The 19161-nt window shown below is 66.5% G+C and carries 15 protein-coding genes; 7 read left to right on the forward strand and 8 right to left on the reverse strand.

Features of this window, described 5'->3' with window-relative positions:
* The 4 genes from MHZ91_RS23380 to MHZ91_RS23395 all read right to left on the reverse strand — a co-directional run bounded on the left by MHZ91_RS23380 (position 1) and on the right by MHZ91_RS23395 (position 4260).
* Positions 1-909, reverse strand: a complete 909-nt coding sequence (locus tag MHZ91_RS23380) for an ABC transporter permease (protein ID WP_175121810.1) — start codon at positions 907-909, stop codon at positions 1-3.
* A 1-nt stretch (position 910) separates the two neighbouring features.
* The gene (locus MHZ91_RS23385) at positions 911-1828 is read right to left on the reverse strand and encodes an ABC transporter permease (protein WP_175121809.1); all 918 of its coding nucleotides are present in this window, start codon (positions 1826-1828) and stop codon (positions 911-913) included.
* A 63-nt stretch (positions 1829-1891) separates the two neighbouring features.
* Positions 1892-3478, reverse strand: coding sequence for an ABC transporter substrate-binding protein (locus MHZ91_RS23390; RefSeq protein ID WP_239215942.1), 1587 nt, complete (start codon positions 3476-3478; stop codon positions 1892-1894).
* 23 nt (positions 3479-3501) lie between these two features.
* On the reverse strand, positions 3502-4260 hold the full coding sequence (locus tag MHZ91_RS23395; RefSeq protein ID WP_175136704.1) for a GntR family transcriptional regulator: 759 nt from the start codon (positions 4258-4260) through the stop codon (positions 3502-3504).
* A gap of 200 nt (positions 4261-4460) precedes the next feature.
* On the opposite strand from MHZ91_RS23395, the gene MHZ91_RS23400 reads away from it, so the two are divergent.
* The 3 genes from MHZ91_RS23400 to MHZ91_RS23410 all read left to right on the forward strand — a co-directional run bounded on the left by MHZ91_RS23400 (position 4461) and on the right by MHZ91_RS23410 (position 7851).
* On the forward strand, positions 4461-5657 hold the full coding sequence (locus MHZ91_RS23400) for an alanine--glyoxylate aminotransferase family protein (protein ID WP_239215943.1): 1197 nt from the start codon (positions 4461-4463) through the stop codon (positions 5655-5657).
* 22 nt (positions 5658-5679) lie between these two features.
* The gene (locus MHZ91_RS23405) at positions 5680-6732 is read left to right on the forward strand and encodes a serine hydrolase (RefSeq protein WP_175136702.1); all 1053 of its coding nucleotides are present in this window, start codon (positions 5680-5682) and stop codon (positions 6730-6732) included.
* A 108-nt stretch (positions 6733-6840) separates the two neighbouring features.
* Positions 6841-7851, forward strand: a complete 1011-nt coding sequence (locus MHZ91_RS23410; RefSeq protein WP_239215944.1) for an aldo/keto reductase — start codon at positions 6841-6843, stop codon at positions 7849-7851.
* Between the two features lie 45 nt (positions 7852-7896).
* On the opposite strand, the gene MHZ91_RS23415 is transcribed toward MHZ91_RS23410, so the two are convergent.
* The gene (locus MHZ91_RS23415) at positions 7897-8448 is read right to left on the reverse strand and encodes a TetR/AcrR family transcriptional regulator (RefSeq protein ID WP_218343632.1); all 552 of its coding nucleotides are present in this window, start codon (positions 8446-8448) and stop codon (positions 7897-7899) included.
* A 211-nt stretch (positions 8449-8659) separates the two neighbouring features.
* Here MHZ91_RS23415 and MHZ91_RS23420 point away from each other — a divergent pair, with 211 nt between their 5' ends.
* Genes MHZ91_RS23420 through MHZ91_RS23430 form a run of 3 tightly spaced genes read left to right on the forward strand, consistent with a single transcriptional unit; the run spans position 8660 to position 14476 of the window.
* Entirely contained in the window at positions 8660-9838 is a 1179-nt protein-coding gene (locus tag MHZ91_RS23420; protein WP_239215946.1) for an efflux RND transporter periplasmic adaptor subunit, read from the forward strand.
* Between the two features lie 39 nt (positions 9839-9877).
* Entirely contained in the window at positions 9878-13036 is a 3159-nt protein-coding gene (locus tag MHZ91_RS23425; RefSeq protein ID WP_239215948.1) for an efflux RND transporter permease subunit, read from the forward strand.
* A gap of 3 nt (positions 13037-13039) precedes the next feature.
* The gene (locus tag MHZ91_RS23430) at positions 13040-14476 is read left to right on the forward strand and encodes an efflux transporter outer membrane subunit (protein ID WP_239215950.1); all 1437 of its coding nucleotides are present in this window, start codon (positions 13040-13042) and stop codon (positions 14474-14476) included.
* Between the two features lie 78 nt (positions 14477-14554).
* Here the strand turns inward: MHZ91_RS23430 and MHZ91_RS23435 are convergent, their stop codons facing one another.
* Together MHZ91_RS23435 and MHZ91_RS23440 are read right to left on the reverse strand one after the other, a co-directional pair.
* Positions 14555-15895 (reverse strand): MFS transporter, encoded by a 1341-nt coding sequence (locus MHZ91_RS23435; protein WP_239215952.1) that lies wholly within the window; start codon positions 15893-15895, stop codon positions 14555-14557.
* Positions 15896-15968: 73 nt separating this feature from the next.
* The gene (locus MHZ91_RS23440; RefSeq protein WP_239215954.1) at positions 15969-17630 is read right to left on the reverse strand and encodes a GMC family oxidoreductase; all 1662 of its coding nucleotides are present in this window, start codon (positions 17628-17630) and stop codon (positions 15969-15971) included.
* Positions 17631-17765: 135 nt separating this feature from the next.
* On the opposite strand from MHZ91_RS23440, the gene MHZ91_RS23445 reads away from it, so the two are divergent.
* Positions 17766-18620, forward strand: a complete 855-nt coding sequence (locus MHZ91_RS23445) for an IclR family transcriptional regulator (protein ID WP_239215956.1) — start codon at positions 17766-17768, stop codon at positions 18618-18620.
* A 76-nt stretch (positions 18621-18696) separates the two neighbouring features.
* On the opposite strand, the gene MHZ91_RS23450 is transcribed toward MHZ91_RS23445, so the two are convergent.
* Entirely contained in the window at positions 18697-19125 is a 429-nt protein-coding gene (locus MHZ91_RS23450; RefSeq protein WP_239215960.1) for a VOC family protein, read from the reverse strand.
* Positions 19126-19161: the final 36 nt, after the last annotated feature.

Consider the following 19161-nt stretch of genomic DNA (forward strand, 5'->3'; position numbering starts at 1 on the left):
TCAGGCCCTCTCTTCAGGCGTCAGGAGTTGATGCAGTCCGTCGCCGGCCAGGTTGATCGCGAAGATCAAGAGCGCCAGCGCCGACCCGGGAATGGCGATCAGCCAGAACGAGAAGAACATGTAGGCCTTGGCCTCGGAGATCATCAAGCCCCACGACGGCAGCGGCGGTTGGACGCCCAGGCCCAGGAAGGACAGCGAGGCTTCCAGCAGGATCGCGCTGGCGGCTTCCAGCGTGGCGATCACGATGAGCTGCGGCACGACATTGGGCAGGACCTCGCCCCAGACGATGCGCCACGTGCTGGCGCCGGCGGCCTGCGCGGCGGCCACGTATTCCAGCGAGCGCACCTGCTGCGTGGCGCTGCGCATCACGACGGCGTAGCGGTCCCACTTGAGCAGGCCCAGCACCAGGATCACCACCCACAGCGAGCCGCCGACGATGGCCACGGTAGCCAGCGCCACCAGGATCACCGGCATGGACAGGCGCGTGGTGATGAGGAACGACACGGCCATGTCGACCTTGCCGCCAAAGTAGCCGGCCGCCATGCCCATCGCCGTGCCGATCAGGCCCGAGATGAGCGCGACGCTGATGCCGATCAAGAGCGAGATACGTGCGCCGTAGAACAGGCGCGACATATAGTCGCGTCCCAGCTGGTCGGTGCCCAGCGGGTGCAGCCAGGTGCCTTTTTCGTACCAGACGGGCGGAGCGGTGCGGTAGGCCAGATCCTGGAAATAGGGATCGTGAGGCGAGATCCACGGCGCCAGCAGCGCGATCAGCACGATGACGAAGAGGATGCCGCCGCCGGCCAGCAGCGCCTTGTTGCGCCGCAGGCGGCGCCAGCGCAGCGTGGACGCGGACAGTTCCAGCGGGGCTGCGGCGGGGGTGGCGGGGGTGAGCGTAGGCGTGTTCATGTCAGGACACCCGGATGCGCGGATCGAGCCACGCGTTGGCCACATCGGCGGCAAGCGTCAGCAGCACATACAGCACCGACAGCAGCAGCACGATCAGCTGCATGACCGGATAGTCCTTGTACGTGATGCTCTGATAGGCCAAATATCCCAGGCCGTCCAGCGCGAAGATGGTCTCGATGACCACCGAGCCGCCCAGCAGGTAGCCCAGCTGCACGGCGGCCAGCGCGACCACCGGCACGATGGCGTTGCGCAGGGCGTGCTTGAAGATGACCTTGCGGGCGGGCAGCCCCTTGGCCCGCGCGGTGCGGATGTAGTCGGCGCTCAGCACCTCGATCATGCCGGCGCGGATCAGGCGCATGAACGCCGGCGCGACGTAATAGCCCAGCGCGATCGCAGGCATGACGAAGTGCTGCCACGTGCCGCTGCCCGACACCGGCAGGATGCGCAGCGAGATCGAGAACAGCATGATCAGGATCAGCGCAAAGAAGAAGTTCGGCAGCGCCTGGCCCAGCACCGCGATCGCCAGACAGACGCGGTCGATCAGGCTGCCTTTGTACAGCGCGGCCAGCACGCCCAGCGGAATCGAGATGCACAGCGCAAACGCCAGCGCCGCCATGCCCAGCTTCAGCGTGGTCGCCAGCTTGGACAGGATCAGCGGCCCGGCCTCGGTCTTGAAATACACCGACGTCCCGAAGTCGCCCTGCAGGATGTGCCAGAGCCAGTCGGCGTACTGGACGATGATAGGGCGGTCCAGGCCGTAGGTCTTGCGGATCATGTCGATGTCGGCCTGCCGCGCGCCTTCGCCGGCCAGCGCCAGCGCCGGGTCGCCCGACAGGTGCAGCAGCAGGAACGCCAGGATCGACACGGTCAGCGCCACCAGCGCCGCCAGGCCCAGGCGCCTCAGCGTGAAATAAAGCATAGGACTTCCTCTCTGTTCAGCAGCGCCGGGCGTTTGCGAAGCCCGCCCGGCGCGGACCGCGCCTTACTTCCAGCTCATGTCCCAGAAGCGCACCAGCTCGTCCGAGTAGGGCTTGAAGTTCACGTCCTTGGTGGCGACGTAGTAGGCGGGCAGCGTCCACAGGGGAACGGCGTAGGCCTTGTCCGCGATGATGTCCAGCGCCTCCTTGTAGGCAGCCTTGCGCGGCCCGGGTTCGATGGTGGTATCGCCCTTCTTCAGCAGGTCGCGCACCTTCGGGTCGCGCGTGATGTCGTCGCTGCCGAACGCGAAATACACCGGCGTGGACGCCGACACGTCGTTCACCAGGTTCGAGCCCCACGTCTGGTGCGTGAGCGACGCCTTGTTCGCGCGGATCATGTCGCGCATCGCGGCGTACTGCAGGAAGTTCAGCTTGGCGCGGATGCCGACGGCCTGCAGGTAGTTGATGATGGCTTCGGTCTGGTTGCGTTCGCGGTACGCGACGATGTCGATATCAAAGCCATTCGGGTAGCCCGCTTCGGCCAGCAGCTTCTTGGCCTGCGCGGGATCGTACTTGTAGGTCGGCGCGCCTTCCTGCGTGCAGCCCACTTGCGACGGCGTGCAGATGGTGTTGATGAGCCCGCCGCCTTCGCCCACGATGTTCTTGAGCATGGATTCGCGGTCGATGGCGTGGATGATCGCGCGGCGCACCCGCTCGTCCTTCAGCTGCGGCGCGGGCGTGCCTTCCAGGATGTTCATCTGCATGAACACGATGCGCATGGTGTTGCCCGTGACCATCTGCAGGTTCGGCATGCCGCCCAGCTGTTCGGCCTGGTCCTTGGGCACGCTCATGATCAGGTCTTCGCCGCCCGAGATGACCTCGGCCATCTGCGTCTGGCGGTCGGGAATGAAACGGATGACGACCTTGCCGATCTTGGGCTGCGCCTTGGGCGAATCCTTGAAATAGTCGGCGTTGCGTTCCAGCGTGATGGACTTGCCAGGCTGGTAGTCGACGACCTTGTACGGACCGGAGCCCACGGGCTTGGCGTTCATGCCCTTGGGGCCGACCTCCTGGTAATACTTCGCCGGGTGGATGGCGGCCGTGGTGGACAGGTATTCCTTGGCGCCGGGGAAGGGCTCTTTGGTGGTCAGGCGCACCTTGTACTTGTCGATCTTCTCGACCTTGTCGATCCACGACACGTTCTGCTGCGTGACCGCCTTGTTCTTCGGATCGGCCACGTAGTTCAGCGTGTAGACCACGGAGTCTGCGTCGAACTCTTCGCCGTTGTGGAATTTGACGCCTTCGCGCAGCTCGAACTCCATGGTCTTGTCGTCGACCTGCTTCCAGCTCTTGGCGAGCTGGCCCTTGTACTCATTGGTGACGGGGTCGCGGTAGAGCAGGGTGTCCCACACGTTGGCGGCAATGATGACGCCGATGCGCACGTTGTTGAAGTACGGGTCGACGCTTTCCGGCGCCTGGTCGTAGGCCATGCGCAGGGTGTCGTCTTTCTTGCCGGCAAGCGCCGGTTGGGTGGCGAACGCGGCGCAGGCGAGCAGGGCGGCGGCCAGGGCCTTGAGCGGGGTGGAACGGCGGGAGGACAGCGCAGGGGTAGCGGGGGTGAAGCAGCAAGGTGTGAAGCGACTATCAGCCATGGTGAAGGCTCCTCTTGATGACACTACATGTGTTGCGTATCTATCGTCTCGCTCCGGCTCTTGAGCGCCGCGTCGCATTTGCGCTGCAGGTGCTGCCGCATGATGGCTGCCAGCCGGTCCGCGTCGCGCGCGGCAAGGGCCTCCGCCATTTCTATGTGTTCGCGCATCGCCAGATCCCATTTCTGCCGGTCTTCGTTCGAGACGAAGCGCAGGTTCTGGATCCGCGCGTTCTGCGCGTCGTAAAGCTGTTTGAGCAAACTGTTGTGCGCGGCCAGGCTGATGCGTTCGTGGATCTCGCGGTTGACGCGAAAGTACGTCGGCAGGTCGTGGCGCGCGTGGCTGGCCATCATTTCGTAGGTCAGCGCGCGGATCTCGGCGATCTCGACGTCCGTCGCGCGCTCGCACGCAAACCGGCACGACATGGCCTCCAGGCCGCCGATCACTTCGAAGGCCTCGCGAATGTTGGCGTCCGACAGCGCCACCACCTGCGCGCCGCGGTTCGGTTCGATCTGCACCAGGCCTTCGGCGGCCAGCAGGCGGAAGGCCTCGCGCAGCGGGGTACGCGACACGCCCAGCAAATCGCACAGGGCGCGTTCGTTCAGCCGGGTGCCGGGCGGGAACTCGCCCTGGATGATGCGTTCGCGTAGCGATCCGGCCGCCGATGCCGCCAGCGTGCGCCCGTCGCCGGCGGCGCGAACGGCCGTCGGGGCGGAATCGGGCGTGAGATCGGACGAGGCAACGGCCTCGGCATGATCCGGCAAGAAGCTAGGATCGCTGCGCATTGGTATACAAAAATTCCCCTTGTTTTCGCAGACTATAAACCTGTCTTCACGGTGGTTTTGATGGGTGTATACCCTAGGTTATCGACGTAAAAACAATGGGATAGAGTGGCGCATGCCGCAAGTCCGCCAGGCCGCTCCACGCTGCCTGACCGCCGCGCAAAGCCGCCTTGGTATACAAACCGTCCACATTGGGGCCACGCATGCTCACGCTGAACACCCGCCCGTCCGGCCGGCATTTCCTGCAGATTCCCGGTCCCACCAACGTGCCTGACCGGGTCCTGCGCGCCATCGACCTGCCCACCATCGATCACCGCGGACCGGAGTTCGGTGAACTCGGCAAGGCGGTGCTGTCGGGCCTGAAGCACATCTTCCAGACCGAGTCGCCCGTCGTGATCTTTCCGGCGTCTGGCACTGGCGCGTGGGAGGCTGCGCTGGTCAACACGCTGTCGCCGGGCGATCGCGTGCTGATGGTCGAGACCGGCCACTTCGCCAGCCTGTGGCGCAAGCTGGCTGGGCGGTTGGGTCTGGAAGTGGATTACATCGAGGGCGACTGGCGTCATCCGGTCGATGCCGGCGTCATCGGCGCGCGGCTTTCGGAAGATTCGCAGCACCGCATCAAGGCGGTGTGCGTGGTGCACAACGAGACCTCCACCGGCGTCACCAGCGACATCGCCGCGGTGCGCGCCGCGATCGACCAGGCCGGTCATCCGGCGCTGTTGATGGTCGACACGATTTCTTCGCTCGGGTCCATCGATTACCGCCACGACGAATGGGGCGTGGACGTGACGGTGGCCGGTTCGCAGAAAGGGCTGATGCTGCCGCCGGGCCTGTCGTTCAACGCGGTGGGCCCGCGCGCGCTGGCGGCGGCCGAGACCGCGAGCCTGCCGCGGTCGTACTGGGATTGGCGCGAGATGCTCGGGCCCAATGCGAAGGGTTATTTTCCGTACACGCCGTCGACCAATCTGCTGTACGGCCTGCATGAAGCGCTGGCCATGCTGGCGGCTGAAGGGCTGCCGCAGGTGTTCGCGCGCCACGAGCGCCATGCCCGCGCCACGCGCCTGGCGGTGGCGGGCTGGGGGCTGGAGCTGCTGAGCGTGGACCCGGCCGCGCACAGTCCGGCGCTGACCGCCGTGCTGATGCCTGACGGGCACAGCGCCGACGCGCTGCGCAAGGTCATCCTGGACCGCTTCGACATGTCGTTGGGGCAGGGGCTGGGCAAACTGTCCGACCGCATCTTCCGCATCGGCCATCTGGGCCACTTCAACGATCTGACGCTATGCGGCACGCTGGCGGGCGTGGAGATGGGGCTGGCCGCGGCCGGCGTCCCGCATCGCTCGGGCGGGTTGCAGGCGGCCATGGAATATCTGACCCGCGCGCCACAAAGCGCGGGGCAATGAACACACAACAACGAGGGAACCGATGAATACGCTCATGCAGCAGGCGATCCAGTTCGCCAACGACCACGAATCGACCTGGGACCGCAGCGTCAAAGGCAATTTCGGCGTGCACCTGAACGATCCGCCGCCCTGGAACCGCCTGCTCGGCCCCATCCATGACCGCGGGCCGGTGTCCGGCGTGGTCGTGGTGGACGGCAAGACGGTGGCCGAGTGGGGCGAGCCGGACCGCGCCGACCTGACGTTCAGCGTCGCCAAGCTGTACCTGGCCATCCTGGCCGGCGTGGCGCATGACCGCGGCCTGCTGCCGGACGTGGACGAACCCGTCGGCAAGCGCGTGCCGGGCATCGGCTTTGACGAAGGCCGCAATGCGTCGATCACGTGGCGCCATCTGCTGCAGCAGACCAGCGAATGGGAAGGCGAACGCTTCGGCGTGTCGGATCAGGCGGACCGCTATCGCGCCGTCACGTTCGGTGTGCCGCCCGACGGCAAGAAGGGCGATGCGCGTCCGCTGCAGGAACCCGGCACGTATTGGGAATACAACGACGTCCGCATCAATCAGCTGTCGTACGCGTTGCTGCATCTGTTCCGCAAGCCGTTGCCGGAAGTGTTCCGCGAGGCCGTCACGCGGCCTATCGGCTGCAGCGAGGATTGGCAATGGGTCGGCTACGACAATGCCTGGGTCGAGATCGACGGCCAGCGCATGCCGTCGGTGCCCGGCGGCTCGCACTGGGGCGGCGGCATGTCCATCAGCGCCAAGGACCAGGCGCTGATCGGCCAGATGCTGCTGAACGACGGTCAGGCCAATGGTAAGCAGATCCTGTCGCGCGAATGGCTGCAGGCGATGCGCACCCCGTGCGACATCGCCCCGTACTACGGCTATCTGATCTGGCTGAACCACGAAGGCAAGGTGTTTCCCAGCGTGCCGTCGTCCAGCTTCTTCGGCGTGGGCGCGGGCAGCTCGTTCACGTGGGTGGAACCGGAACGCAAGATGGTCGTGATCGTGCGCTGGCTGAATTCGGCCCATGCGGACGCGCTGTTCGGGAAAATCCTGGCGGCGGTGGATGCGGGTGTGTAACTTCCAGGTTTTGCGGCATGTCAGGTTTTTTCGGGCAAGATGTGGCGTTCGGCTGCGCGGTGACGCGCGGCCACGCCTTATCCCTTCATCCGATCAAGGAACCACGCCATGAATTACCGCCGACTGGGAACCAGCAATCTCCGGGTGTCGCCGCTCTGCCTGGGCACGATGATGTTCGGGGAGCAGACGCCTGATGACGAAGCGGCGCGCATCGTTGCGTCGGCACGCGATCACGGCCTGAATTTCATCGATACCGCCGACGTCTACAACGAAGGCCGGTCGGAAGAGGTCGTGGGCAAGCTGCTCAAGGGGCAGCGCCACGACTGGGTGCTGGCCAGCAAGATCGGCAATCCGGTCGGCAAGGGGCCGAACCTGGCGCATTACTCGCGCCAGTGGCTGATCCGCGGGGTGGAGCAGAGCCTGTCGCGCATGGGCACGGATTTCATGGACATCCTGTACCTGCATCGCGACTACCACGAAGAAAACCTGGAAGAAGCGCTGTGGGCGCTGGGCGACCTGATCCGCGCGGGCAAGCTGCGCAGCTTCGGGCTGTCGAACTTTCGCGGCTGGCGCATCGCCGAGGTGATGCGTCTATGCGAAAAACTCGGCGTGCCGCAACCGGTGGTGTGCCAGCCGTACTACAACATGCTGAACCGCGGACCCGAAGTCGAGATCCTGCCCGCATGCAAGCATTACGGGTTGGGCGTGGTGCCGTACAGCCCGATCGCGCGCGGCGTGCTGACGGGCAAGTACCTGCCGGGCCAGCCGCCCGCGGCGGATACGCGCGCCGGACGCGGCGACCGCCGCATCCTGGCGACCGAATTCCGCGAGGAATCGCTGCAGATCGCGCAGAAGCTGGTGCAGCACAGCGCCGCGCGCGGCGTGCAGCCGGGCCATTTCGCAACGGCGTGGGTGCTGGCCAATCCGGTCATCACTGCCGTTATCGCGGGTCCGCGTACGCTGGCGCAGATGGACGATTACTACGCGGCGCTGGACGTGACGATCACGCCCGAGGACGAAACGGTCGTGAACGAGTGGGTGACGCCGGGCCATGCCTCGGCGCACGGCTACAACGATCCGAACTATCCGTTTTATGGCCGTCCGGTGACGGCAGCGTAAACAGGCGCGGGGCCTCGCTCCGCGTCACTTCCGCACAACCGCGGGCTAGGCCGAGATGCCGTGTAGCATCATCTGTTCGGCCACCTGCGCGATGCCCATCCGCGCAATCCGGCCGCGCCGCTCGGCGTCCACCATGCTGGTGATGATTCCGATCAGGAGTTCGCTGAGCGCGGCGGCGGTCATGTCCACGCGGAACGCGCCTTCGCGCTGACCGCGCAAAAAGAATGCATCCAGGGTTTCCTGATAGCCGGACCAGCTGTTCATGATGTCCGGCTCAAGTTCCGTGTCGGGCTTCCAGTTGTAGATCAGGAACGCCGTCAATTCCTTGTGCGCCAGGTGCTGTTCGATCAGGCTGCGCAGCGCCGTGCGGGGCGGGGCGCTGTCCAGGTGCGAATCCGCCAGTGCCTGTTTCATGACCTGCGCGCAATGCGTCATCAGGCGCAGCACCAGCTGATCCCGGGTCTTGCAGAACCGGTACAAGGTCGCCTTGCTGACGCCGACGGCCTTGGCCAGCTCCTGCAAGGTTGCGCGCGGCTGATCCACCATCGCCAGCGCCAGCGCGACCAGCAGCCGTTCGTGGCCTGCCTCTTCAGACATTGCCTCCTCCCCATTTGTGGTTATCCCTGGGCCGGTATTGGATCACGGGCGATTCACTTTGTACAAACTTCCGCGAATTTATCAAGTAAAGACTTGTGAGTCGTCAGATTTAAGCCTGAAAGCAGCAAATGAATCAATATTGATTCAAATCGTCCTTTCAGGTAGCATCGGCGTCTCTTTGAATTCAGAACGCGCAGCGCGGGGGTAGTGAATGAAGGTCAATCAAGCATGGCGGCTGCCCCTGGCGGTGTTGGCGACGGCAATCGTCTTGGCCGGTTGCGGCGGGTCCGATGGCGGAGAGCCGCAGGCGGCGGGGCCGCGTCCGGTCCAGGCGGTGGCGGTGCAACCCCAGCGCTACACGCTGATCAGCGAGCTGCCCGGCCGGGTCGAACCCATGCGCGTGGCCGAGGTCCGTGCCCGCGTGGCCGGCATCGTGCTGAGCCGCAACTTCGTGGAAGGTGCGGACGTCAAGGCCGGCGACGTGCTCTTCCGCATTGACCCGGCGCCGTTCAAGGCGGCCTTGTCGCGTGCGGAAGGCGAGCTGGCCAAGGCCCAGGCCGCCGTGTCCGACGCACAGGCCGTGGTCAAGCGCTACACGCCCCTGGTCAAGATCGAAGCCGTCAGTCAGCAGGACTTCGACACGGCCAACACCACGCTCAAGAGCGCGTTGGCCGCGCGCCGCTCGGCCCAGGCCGATGTCGAGACCGCGCAGCTCAACCTGGACTACGCCACCGTGAAGGCGCCCATTTCGGGCCGCATCGGACGCGCGCAAGTGACCGAAGGCGCGCTGGTGGGCCAGAACGAGGCCACACCGATGGCGACGATCCAGCAACTGGACCCGGTCTACGTGGACTTCAACCAGCCCGTCGGCGACATGCTGCGCATGCGCGCGGCCATGCAGAACGGCAGCTTGGGCGAAGGCGAGGGCGCCAGCATCTCCATCACGATCGACGGCACCGACCAGCAGCGCGAAGGGCGCCTCCTGTTCTCGGACATTGCTGTGGACCGCAGCACCGGTCAGGTGGCCCTGCGCGGCGAGTTCGCGAACCCCGACGTGCTGTTGCTGCCGGGCATGTATGTCCGGGTGCGCACGCACCAGGGCGTGGATCCGGAAGCGATCCTGGTTCCGCAGCGCGCCGTCACGCGCAGCACCGATGGCAAGCCGCAGGTGCTGGTGGTCGGCGCGGACGACGTGGTTGAGACCCGCGCGGTGCAGACCGGCACGATGCGCGGCGGCGATTGGCACATCACCGAGGGCCTGGCCCCCGGCGACCGGGTGATCGTGGGCGGCGTCAGCGCCGCCGTGCCCGGCCAGAAAGTCAGCGTGACGCCCGTGAACGAGCCCAAGGTGGCCGCCGCCGGCGATGCCGCCGCGTCCGCCAAGCAATAAGCGGCCCTCATGAACCGCGCGCAAATCCGAGGTTAGACCATGTCCAAGTTTTTCATTGGCCGCCCCAATTTCGCCTGGGTGGTGGCCATCTTCATCTCGCTCGCGGGACTGCTGGCGATTCCGTCGCTGCCCGTGTCGCAGTTTCCGGTGGTCGCGCCGCCGCAGGTGACCATCGCCGCCACCTATCCGGGCGCGTCCGCGACGGTGCTGGTCGATTCGGTGACCAGCGTCATCGAGGAAGAGCTGAACGGCGCGAAGAACATGCTGTACTACGAGTCGTCCAGCAGCTCGAGCGGCAGCGCCGAAATCACCGTCACGTTCCAGCCGGGCACGGACCCCGACCTGGCGCAGGTGGACGTGCAGAACCGCATCAAGAAGGCCGAGGCGCGTCTGCCGTCTGCCGTGACGCAGCAGGGTCTGCAAGTCGAGCAGGCCAGCTCGAACTTCCTGATGATCTACGCCCTGACGTACAAGGGCGATGACGCGCACAAGGACGTGGTCGGTCTGTCCGACTACGCCGCACGCCACATCAACAACGAAATCCGCCGCGTGAACGGCGTGGGCAAGGTGCAGTTCTTCGGCGCCGAAGCCGCCATGCGCGTGTGGATCGACCCGCAGAAGCTGTTGGGCCTGGGCTTGTCGGTGGCCGATGTCAACGCGGCGATTGCCGCGCAGAACGTGCAGGTGCCGGCCGGCAGTTTCGGCAGCCGCCCCGGCGCGCCCGAGCAGGAACTGACCGCGACGCTGGCCGTGAAAGGCACCCTGGACAATCCGGACGAATTCGGGCGCATCGTGCTGCGCGCCAACCCGGACGGCTCGTCCGTGCGCCTGGCCGACGTGGCGCGTCTGGAAGTGGGACGCCAGAGCTACGACTTTGAAACGCGCCTGAACGGCAAGAAGTCGGTGGGTGCGGCGGTGCAGCTTGCGCCGGGCGCCAACGCCATCGACACCGTCAAGGCCGTGAACGCGCGCCTGGAAGAATTGTCGGCCTCGTTCCCCGAGGACGTTGAGTATTCGGTGCCGTTCGACACGTCCAAGTTCGTCAGCGTGGCTATCACGAAGGTGGTGCACACGCTGCTGGAAGCGATGGTGCTGGTCTTCCTGGTGATGTTCCTGTTCCTGCAGAACTTCCGCTACACGCTGATTCCGACGATCGTGGTGCCGGTGTGTCTGCTGGGCACGTTTGCAGTGATGTCAGTGCTGGGCTTCTCGGTCAACATGATGACCATGTTCGGCATGGTGCTGGCCATCGGCATTCTGGTGGATGATGCCATCGTCGTGGTCGAGAACGTCGAACGCATCATGGCCGAGGAAGGGCTGTCGCCGCGCGAAGCCACGGTCAAGGCCATGGAGCAGGTGTCCGGCGCCATCGTCGGCATCACGCTGGTGCTGTCTGCCGTGTTCCTGCCGCTGGCCTTCATGAGCGGTTCCGTCGGCGTGATCTATCAGCAGTTCTCGCTGTCGCTGGCCGTGTCGATCCTGTTCTCGGGCTTCCTGGCCCTGACGTTCACGCCGGCCCTGTGCGCCACGTTCCTCAAGCCCATCCCCAAGGGCCATCACGACGAAAAGAAGGGCTTCTTCGGCTGGTTCAACCGCGTCTTCAACCGCCTGACGGGCCGCTTCGAGGCGCTGAATACGCGCCTGGTGCGCCGCACGGGCCGCTACATGGTCATCTACGCGGCCATCGTCGCGGTGCTGGCCGTGCTGTACGTGCGCGTTCCCGAATCGTTCGTTCCGCCGGAAGATCAGGGCTACGTCATCGTTGACGTGCAACTGCCGCCGGGCGCGACGCACATGCGCACCGACAAGGTGGTGGCCGACGTCGAACAGCACCTGCTGTCGCTGGACGCGATGGGCGACGCCTTCACCGTCATGGGATTCAGCTTTTCGGGCACCGGCCAGAACGCGGGCATTGCGTTCCCGACGCTCAAGGATTGGTCCGAGCGCGGCGAGGGCCAATCGGCTACCGACGTGGCGGATAGCGTCAACGCGAAATTTGCAGTGATCGACGACGGCGCGGTCATGGCCGTCAACCCGCCGCCCATCGAAGGCCTGGGCAACTCGGGCGGCTTCGCGCTGCGGTTGCAGGACCGGGGCGGACTGGGCCGTGCGGCGCTGACCGACGCTCGCAACCAGTTGCTGGCCCAGGCCAACAGCTCGCCCGTGATCGCCTACGCCATGATGGAAGGCCTGGCCGACGCGCCGCAGCTGCGCCTGGACATCGACCGCGAGAAGGCCGAGGCGCTGGGCGTGGGCTTTGACGTCATCAGCACGGCGATCTCTGCCGCCTACGGGTCGGCCACGGTCAATGACTTTGCCAACGCCGGTCGCCTGCAGCGCGTGGTGGTGCAGGCCGACGTACGTGACCGCATGACGCCGGAGAGCATCCTGCAACTGAACGTGCCCAACAAAACGGGCGGCATGGTTCCGCTGAGCGCGTTCGTCAAGACGGACTGGGAGAACGGCCCCGTGCAGATCTCCCGCTACAACGGCTATCCGGCCTTCAAGATCGCGGGCGACGCGATGCCCGGCAGCAGCACCGGCCAGGCGATGGCCGAGATCGAGCGCATCGTGGCGGGGCTGCCCGAAGGCATCGGCTACGAGTGGACGGGCCTGTCGTACCAGGAGAAGTTCGCCGGCTCGCAGGCGCCCATGCTGTTTGCGCTGGCGTTCCTGGTGGTGTTCCTGCTGATGGTTGCGCTGTATGAAAGCTGGTCGATTCCGGCGTCCGTGATGCTGATCGTGCCGATCGGCGCGCTGGGGTCTGTGCTGGCGGTGACGGTGCTGGGCATGCCGAACGACGTGTACTTCAAGGTGGGGCTCATCACCATCATCGGGCTGGCGGCCAAGAACGCCATCCTGATCGTGGAGTTTGCCAAGAGCCTGCGCGAACAGGGGCATTCGCTGGCTGACGCCGCCATCCAGGCCGCCAAGCTGCGCTTCCGCCCCATCGTGATGACGTCGCTGGCGTTCATCCTGGGCGTCGTGCCGCTGGCCCTGGCCTCCGGCGCGGGCGCGGCCAGCCAGCGCGCGCTGGGCGTGGGCGTGATCGGCGGCATGCTGACCGCCACGCTGCTGGGCGTGATCTTCGTCCCCATCTTCTTCGTGTGGGTGCTGTCGCTGGTGCAGCGCAAGCGGGGCAAAGACTCGCCCAAGTCCTCGCCCACCGATGCCACGCCGCGCACGGTGCAGGAGTAATTCATGTTGCAGACCTTCTTTCCCCTGCGGATGTCCGCGCTGCTGCTGACCGCGGCGCTGGCGGGCTGCTCGCTGGCGCCCGTCTACGAACGTCCGGCGTCCCCCGTTGGTGACAACTGGAGCCTGGCATCGACCGGCCCCGGCGAATCCGCGGCGGCGACGCTGGACTGGCAGTCCTTCGTCACCGACGACGCCTTGCGCAAGCTGGTCGAGCTGTCGCTGGCCAACAATCGCGACCTGCGCCAGTCGCTGCTCAACATCGAGGCGGCCCGGGCGCAGTATCAGATCACGCGGGCCGACCGGCTGCCCGGCATCGATGCGCAGGGCACGGGCACGCGCCAGCGCGTCCCCGGCGACCTGAACACCACCGGCGAGTCGGCGGTGCAAAGCAGCTACCAGGCCGGCCTGGGCCTCACCGCCTTTGAACTGGACCTGTTCGGCCGCGTGCGCAGCTTGTCGGACGCGGCGTTGCAGGAGTACCTGTCGACCGAGGCCACGGCGCGCAGCGCGCAGATCAGCCTGGTGGCCGAGGTGATCCAGGCCTATGTGGCCCGCGACAGCGCGCAACGCCGCCTGGATGTCACGCGCCAGACCCTCGCCAGCCGCGAGGCGTCGCTGGAGTTGATCGTCAAGCGCCGTCAGGCGGGCACGGCCACCGCGCTGGACTATCAGGAAGCATTGGGCCTGACCGAGCAGTCGCGCGCGGAATTGGAACGCATGGACCGCGAGGTCCGCCAGGCCGGGAATGCGCTCGGCCTGCTGGTGGGGATCAGCGACCTGTCGCCGTACCTGCCGGCGCGCACGGCCGATGCGCCGATGCTGGTGCAGGAGATCGCGGCGGGCGCGCCGTCGGCGCTGCTGGAAAACCGCCCCGACATCCTGGCCGCCGAACATCAGTTGCAGGCGCGCAATGCCAGCATCGGCGCGGCGCGGGCGGCGTTCTTTCCCAGCATTTCGCTGACCGGGCTGTTCGGCAGTTCCAGCGCGGACCTGTCGGGCCTGTTCGAATCCGGGCAGCGCGCCTGGTCGTTCACGCCGCAGATCACGCTGCCGATCTTTGCCGGCGGGCGCAATGTGGCCAATCTGGATTTGGCCTCTGTGCGCAAGGACATCGCCGTGGCGCAGTATGAAAGGACGATCCAGACGGCGTTTCGCGAGGTGTCCGACGCGCTGGTGGCCACCGAGACGCTGCGCCGCGAAGAGGCCTCGCGCCTGGCGCTGGCGCAATCCAGCCAGATCGCCATGCAGTTGTCCGAGGCGCGCTATCGCGGCGGCGTCGACAGTCATCTGCGTTATCTGGACGCGCAGCGCAGCGCGTACACGGATCAGATCGCCTATATCGACGTGAGCGCCCAGCGCCAGGCGGCGCTGGCGACGCTGTTCAAGGCGCTGGGTGGGGGCTGGCCGGCCCAGCAGCCGCCGCAGGCGGCGCTGGACTGAGCGGGGCGGGCCGCGCCGAACCCGACCGGCGACGGCCCGGGCCCCTGCGCGCACCGCCCATCGGGGCCCGCCCGCCGGCTACGCCTTGCGCAGCCCCGCCCGCGGCATGGACGGCTGACCCGCGCCGTCCAGCTCCACCGGCTGCTTGCCACGCCCGATCAGCCACGCGCAGAACGCCGACACCACGCCCGCGAAGAGCACGTACAGGCAGATCAGCCACGGCTGCCCGCCGCCCGTCTTGAGCAGGGCGGTGGCAATGATGGGCGTGATGCCGGACGCGAAGATGCCCGAGAACTGATAGACGAACGAGATGCCGGTGTAGCGCACCTTGGCGTCGAAAAGCTCGCAGAACAGCGCGGCCTCCGGGCCGTAGATGGCGGCATACAGGATCCCGAACGGAATGATGATGGCCAGCCAGATCAGCATCACGTTGCCGCCGCTGTTGATCATCATCCAGAAGCCCGGGAACGACGCCGCGGCGGTGATGAGCGATCCCCAGAAGTACACGCGCGTGCGGCCGATGCGGTCGGACAGGCGGCCGAAGAAGGGGATGAAGAAGCACATCACCAGCGCCGCCGCCATCACCCCGATCAACGCCTCGGTCCGCGTGATCTGCACCGACTGCGTCAGGAACGAGATCGAGAACACGCCAAAGACGTTGAAGAACACGCCGTCGATGTAGCGCGCGCCCATGCCCTTGACGACGTTGCCGGGATAGCGCCGCATCATGTCCATGAACGGGATGCGGCTTTCGGCGTTCTGCGCTTTGACCGCGGTGAACTCCGGTGTTTCCTTGATGTTGAGCCGGATGTACATGCCGACGGCCACCATGGCGGCGGACGCCAGGAAGGCGATGCGCCATCCCCACGCCATGAACTGCTCGTCGGTCAGCAGGACGGACAGCAGCGCCACCGTACCCGACGCCAGGCACAGCCCGATCGCCAGCCCGATCTGCGGCAACGACGCGTAAAAGCCTTTTTTCTCCGGTGGCGCGTATTCATAGGCCATGAGTACCGCGCCGCCCCATTCGCCGCCCAGCCCGATGCCTTGGAACACGCGCAAAAGAAGCAGCAGGATCGGCGCCCAGATGCCGATCATGTCGTACGTGGGCACCAGACCGATCAGGAAGGTGGCGATGCCCATGATCATCAGCGTCATCACCAGCATGCTCTTTCTGCCGATGCGGTCGCCGAAATGGCCGAAGATCAGCCCGCCCAGCGGGCGCGTGACGAAGCCGACGGCGAACGTCGTGTACGCCAGCATGGTCGAGACCAGCGGGTCCCCGGTGGGAAAGTACAGCTTGTTGAATACGATGCCGGCGACGACGCCATACAGGAAAAAGTCGTACCACTCGATGGTGGCGCCGATCAGCGAGGCGGTGACGACTTTGCGCACCGCCGCTTCGTTTTGCTTGGCCATGTCCAGTCTCCTTTGGTGGGTCGGCCTGGCAATCTGCGCTGCCGCGGCCGGGTCTGTCTGCGATATGGGTTTCCTAGCCGGGGTCCGTCATCTCCATCCGGGCGGGCGTGTGCAGGACTTGCGCGCGCGCCTGCCGCACGTCCTGCAGCATGAAATCCGCCGCGCGCTCGGCCAGCATCACGACCGGCGCGTTGGTGTTGCCCGAAACCAGCGTGGGCATGATCGAGCAATCCACCACGCGCAGCGCCGACACGCCGTGCACGCGCAGGCGCTCGTCCACGACGGCCAGCGGATCGCTGCGCGGTCCCATCTTCGCCGTGCCTGACGGGTGGAAGATGGTGGCGCCATATTCGCGGCAGAAGTGCAGGATCTCGTCGTCCGTGTGCACGTCCGGGCCGGGCCGGAACTCACGTTTCATCAGGCCGGCCAGCGGCTCGGTCGCAGCGACCTGGCGCGCATACCGCACGGCGGCCACCGCCATGCGGCGGTCCAGGTCCGTCGACAGGTAATTGGGCTGCATGGACGGCGCCTCGAACGGGTCCATGCTGCGCAGGCGCACCCGGCCGCGCGAGGTCGGGCGCAACTGGCACACCGAATACGTGCAGCCGGAAAACGGATGCACCTTGCCGCCCGCCATGTCGGCGGACAGGGTCGCGAAATGGAACTGGGTGTCGGGCGTGCGGCTGGCCGGATCGACGCGGCAGAAAAGAGCGCCCTGATTGATGCCCACGGCCAGCGGACCGCTGCGCAGCAGCAGCCATTGCAGCCCCATGCGCACCCGGCCGGTCAGGCTGCGCAACTGGTCGTTGGTGGTGATGGGGCGAGTGGTCTCGTAGATCAGGCGGATCTGAAGATGATCCTGCAGGTTCTCGCCCACGCCGGGCAGGTCGCGCACGACGCCGATGCCGAACTTGCGCAGCAGGCTGGCCGGACCCACACCCGATAGCTGAAGCAGCTGCGGCGATTGCAGGGCGCCCGCGCACAGCACGACTTCGCGCCGGGCGCGCAGCGTGCGGACCTGGCCGCCTTGCCGGTAGCGCACGCCGCAGGCGCGGCTGCCTTCGAACAGCACGGCCATCGCGTGCGCATCGGTCTCGATGCGCAGGTTGGGGCGGTCCTGCGCGGGGCGCAGGTAAGCCACGGCCGTGGAGCAACGGCGGCCGTTGCGCGTGGTCAGCTGGTAATAGCCCACGCCCTCCTGGTCGCCGCTATTGAAATCGCGCACGTGCGGCACGCCCAGCTTGCCCGCGGCGGCGATCAGCGCTTCCACCAGCGGATGCGGCGTCTTGATGGACGTGGCGTTCAGCGGACCCTCGGTACCGCGGGTGGGGCCGGGTCCCAGGTCGTTGTTTTCCAGCTTGCGAAACCACGGCAGGCAGTCGTCCCAGCCCCAGCCCGCGTTGCCGGCCGCCGCCCACGCGTCGTAATCTTCGCGCTGGCCGCGGATGTAGATGAGGCCGTTGATGGCGCTGGATCCGCCCAGCGTGCGGCCGCGCGGCCAGTAGATGCGCCGGTCCAGCATGTTGGGATCCGGGTCCGTGTAGAAGCCCCAGTTCACCACCTTGTGGAACATCGTCTTGCCGTAGCCGATCGGAATGTGGATCCACGGATAGGTGTCCTTGGGACCGGCCTCCAGCAGGCACACCGAGTGCGCGCCGTCCGCACTCAACCGGTTCGCCATCACGCATCCGGCCGAGCCGGCGCCCACCACGATGTAATCGACGGTATCGGACATATCCGCGCGGTCTCCCTTATATTGTTCGGCAGGTCCGACCGGCTCGCGCTCCGCAATGCGGACCAGGCCGGCATCTGAGGCGATTCTAGGAAGCTCGCACACAGAACAAAGCACAACACGCGCTGGGGCAGACAAATGGAACAGAACATGCAGCGTCGGTTTCAAAATCGCAGTGCAGCATCGGAACAGGCGGCCGACGGCCGGTCCGATGACAGCGGCGGGCACCAGGAAGCCGCCCGCTCGCTGCGGGCATTGCTGGTGCTGGATCACCTGGCCCGCGCACAGCATCCGCCCACGCTCGCGCAGTTGGCGCAACGGCTCGACATGCCCAAGACCACGCTGATGCGCCTCTTGGCGGCCATGCAGCGCGCGGGCTTTGTGGCCGCCACCCCGACTGAAAACGGCTTCGTGACGGGGCCGCAGGCGACATCGCTGGCGCTGGCCACGCTGCGCGCCAGCGCCTTCACGCGCGCATGCCGCGCGGTGCTGACCAAGCTGGTGTGCACGTTGGGCGAAACGTGCAACCTGACCGCGCCGGACGGCGACCAGGTCGTCTACATGGAACGCGTCGAGACGTCCGAGCCCCTACGCCTGTTCTTTGCCGTGGGCAGCCACGTGCCCATGCATTGCACGGCGAGCGGCAAGCTGTTTCTGGCATCGATGAATCGGCTGGAGCGCAGCCGCGTGCTGGCGCGCCTGCCGCTCACGCGCAACACGCCGCGCACGCTGACCGACCCGGCCAAGCTGGAAGCCGAGCTGGAGCGATTGGCCGCGCGCGGCATCGGCATCGACAACGAGGAGTTCGTGCGCGGCATGAGCGCGGTGGCGGTGCCGGTGCGTGACGCCGAGGACCGCGTGGTGGCGGCGGTGGCCTGCCACGCGCCGACCGCGCGGGTGATGCTGGACGACCTGCTGCGCGCGGTGCCGGTCTTGCAGGGCGCGGCGCAATCGTTGCATGAGGTGCTGGCGGCGCACCGGCCGGGCGGCTAGGAGGAGGCGCCGTTGAAGAGCCGGGGCGCGGGCATCCCGAACCGCGGATCACGCCTGCGGCGGCCGCGCGGAACTGTCAGTGGTTCATCCGGCCGCCGCTCACCATCCATCGCGTTCCATAGCGGTCGACCAGCGCCCCATAAGCCTCCGCCCAGAACGTCTTTTGCAGCGGCATCGTGACGCTGCCGCCCTCGGCCAGGTGCTCGAACACGCGATGCGCGTCCGACACGGTGGGATACACCAGCGCCAGCGCCACGCCCCGGTTGCCGGGGTAGGGATGTCCGGCGGTGGCGTCGCTGCCCAGCAGCGTCTGTTCGTCCAGCGTCAGGCGGGCGTACATGATGCGCCCGGCGTCCTCGTCCGACAGCACCGGCATGGCCGCATCGGGCGGTGCATCTGCGTAGCGGACCAGCGCGTCAAGGCGGCCGCCCAGCACGCGTTCGTAAAAGCGCATGGCCTCGGCGCAGTTGCCGTCAAAACTGAGGTATGCGGATAACTGGGGCATGATGGCTCCGTGCGTGGCCGGGGGTGGGGTTGGGGC

The organism is Achromobacter sp. ACRQX (assembly GCF_022346505.1).
Classification (GTDB): Bacteria; Pseudomonadota; Gammaproteobacteria; order Burkholderiales; family Burkholderiaceae_B; genus Achromobacter; species Achromobacter animicus.

Excerpts from the sequence above, each read along its gene's own strand:
- MHZ91_RS23380 (WP_175121810.1), bottom strand. The coding sequence starts at position 909 with ATGAACACGCCTACGCTCACCCCCGCCACCCCCGCCGCAGCCCCGCTG.
- MHZ91_RS23385 (WP_175121809.1), bottom strand. The coding sequence starts at position 1,828 with ATGCTTTATTTCACGCTGAGGCGCCTGGGCCTGGCGGCGCTGGTGGCG.
- MHZ91_RS23390 (WP_239215942.1), bottom strand. The coding sequence starts at position 3,478 with ATGGCTGATAGTCGCTTCACACCTTGCTGCTTCACCCCCGCTACCCCT.
- MHZ91_RS23395 (WP_175136704.1), bottom strand. The coding sequence starts at position 4,260 with ATGCGCAGCGATCCTAGCTTCTTGCCGGATCATGCCGAGGCCGTTGCC.
- MHZ91_RS23400 (WP_239215943.1), top strand. The coding sequence starts at position 4,461 with ATGCTCACGCTGAACACCCGCCCGTCCGGCCGGCATTTCCTGCAGATT.
- MHZ91_RS23405 (WP_175136702.1), top strand. The coding sequence starts at position 5,680 with ATGAATACGCTCATGCAGCAGGCGATCCAGTTCGCCAACGACCACGAA.
- MHZ91_RS23410 (WP_239215944.1), top strand. The coding sequence starts at position 6,841 with ATGAATTACCGCCGACTGGGAACCAGCAATCTCCGGGTGTCGCCGCTC.
- MHZ91_RS23415 (WP_218343632.1), bottom strand. The coding sequence starts at position 8,448 with ATGTCTGAAGAGGCAGGCCACGAACGGCTGCTGGTCGCGCTGGCGCTG.
- MHZ91_RS23420 (WP_239215946.1), top strand. The coding sequence starts at position 8,660 with ATGAAGGTCAATCAAGCATGGCGGCTGCCCCTGGCGGTGTTGGCGACG.
- MHZ91_RS23425 (WP_239215948.1), top strand. The coding sequence starts at position 9,878 with ATGTCCAAGTTTTTCATTGGCCGCCCCAATTTCGCCTGGGTGGTGGCC.
- MHZ91_RS23430 (WP_239215950.1), top strand. The coding sequence starts at position 13,040 with ATGTTGCAGACCTTCTTTCCCCTGCGGATGTCCGCGCTGCTGCTGACC.
- MHZ91_RS23435 (WP_239215952.1), bottom strand. The coding sequence starts at position 15,895 with ATGGCCAAGCAAAACGAAGCGGCGGTGCGCAAAGTCGTCACCGCCTCG.
- MHZ91_RS23440 (WP_239215954.1), bottom strand. The coding sequence starts at position 17,630 with ATGTCCGATACCGTCGATTACATCGTGGTGGGCGCCGGCTCGGCCGGA.
- MHZ91_RS23445 (WP_239215956.1), top strand. The coding sequence starts at position 17,766 with ATGGAACAGAACATGCAGCGTCGGTTTCAAAATCGCAGTGCAGCATCG.
- MHZ91_RS23450 (WP_239215960.1), bottom strand. The coding sequence starts at position 19,125 with ATGCCCCAGTTATCCGCATACCTCAGTTTTGACGGCAACTGCGCCGAG.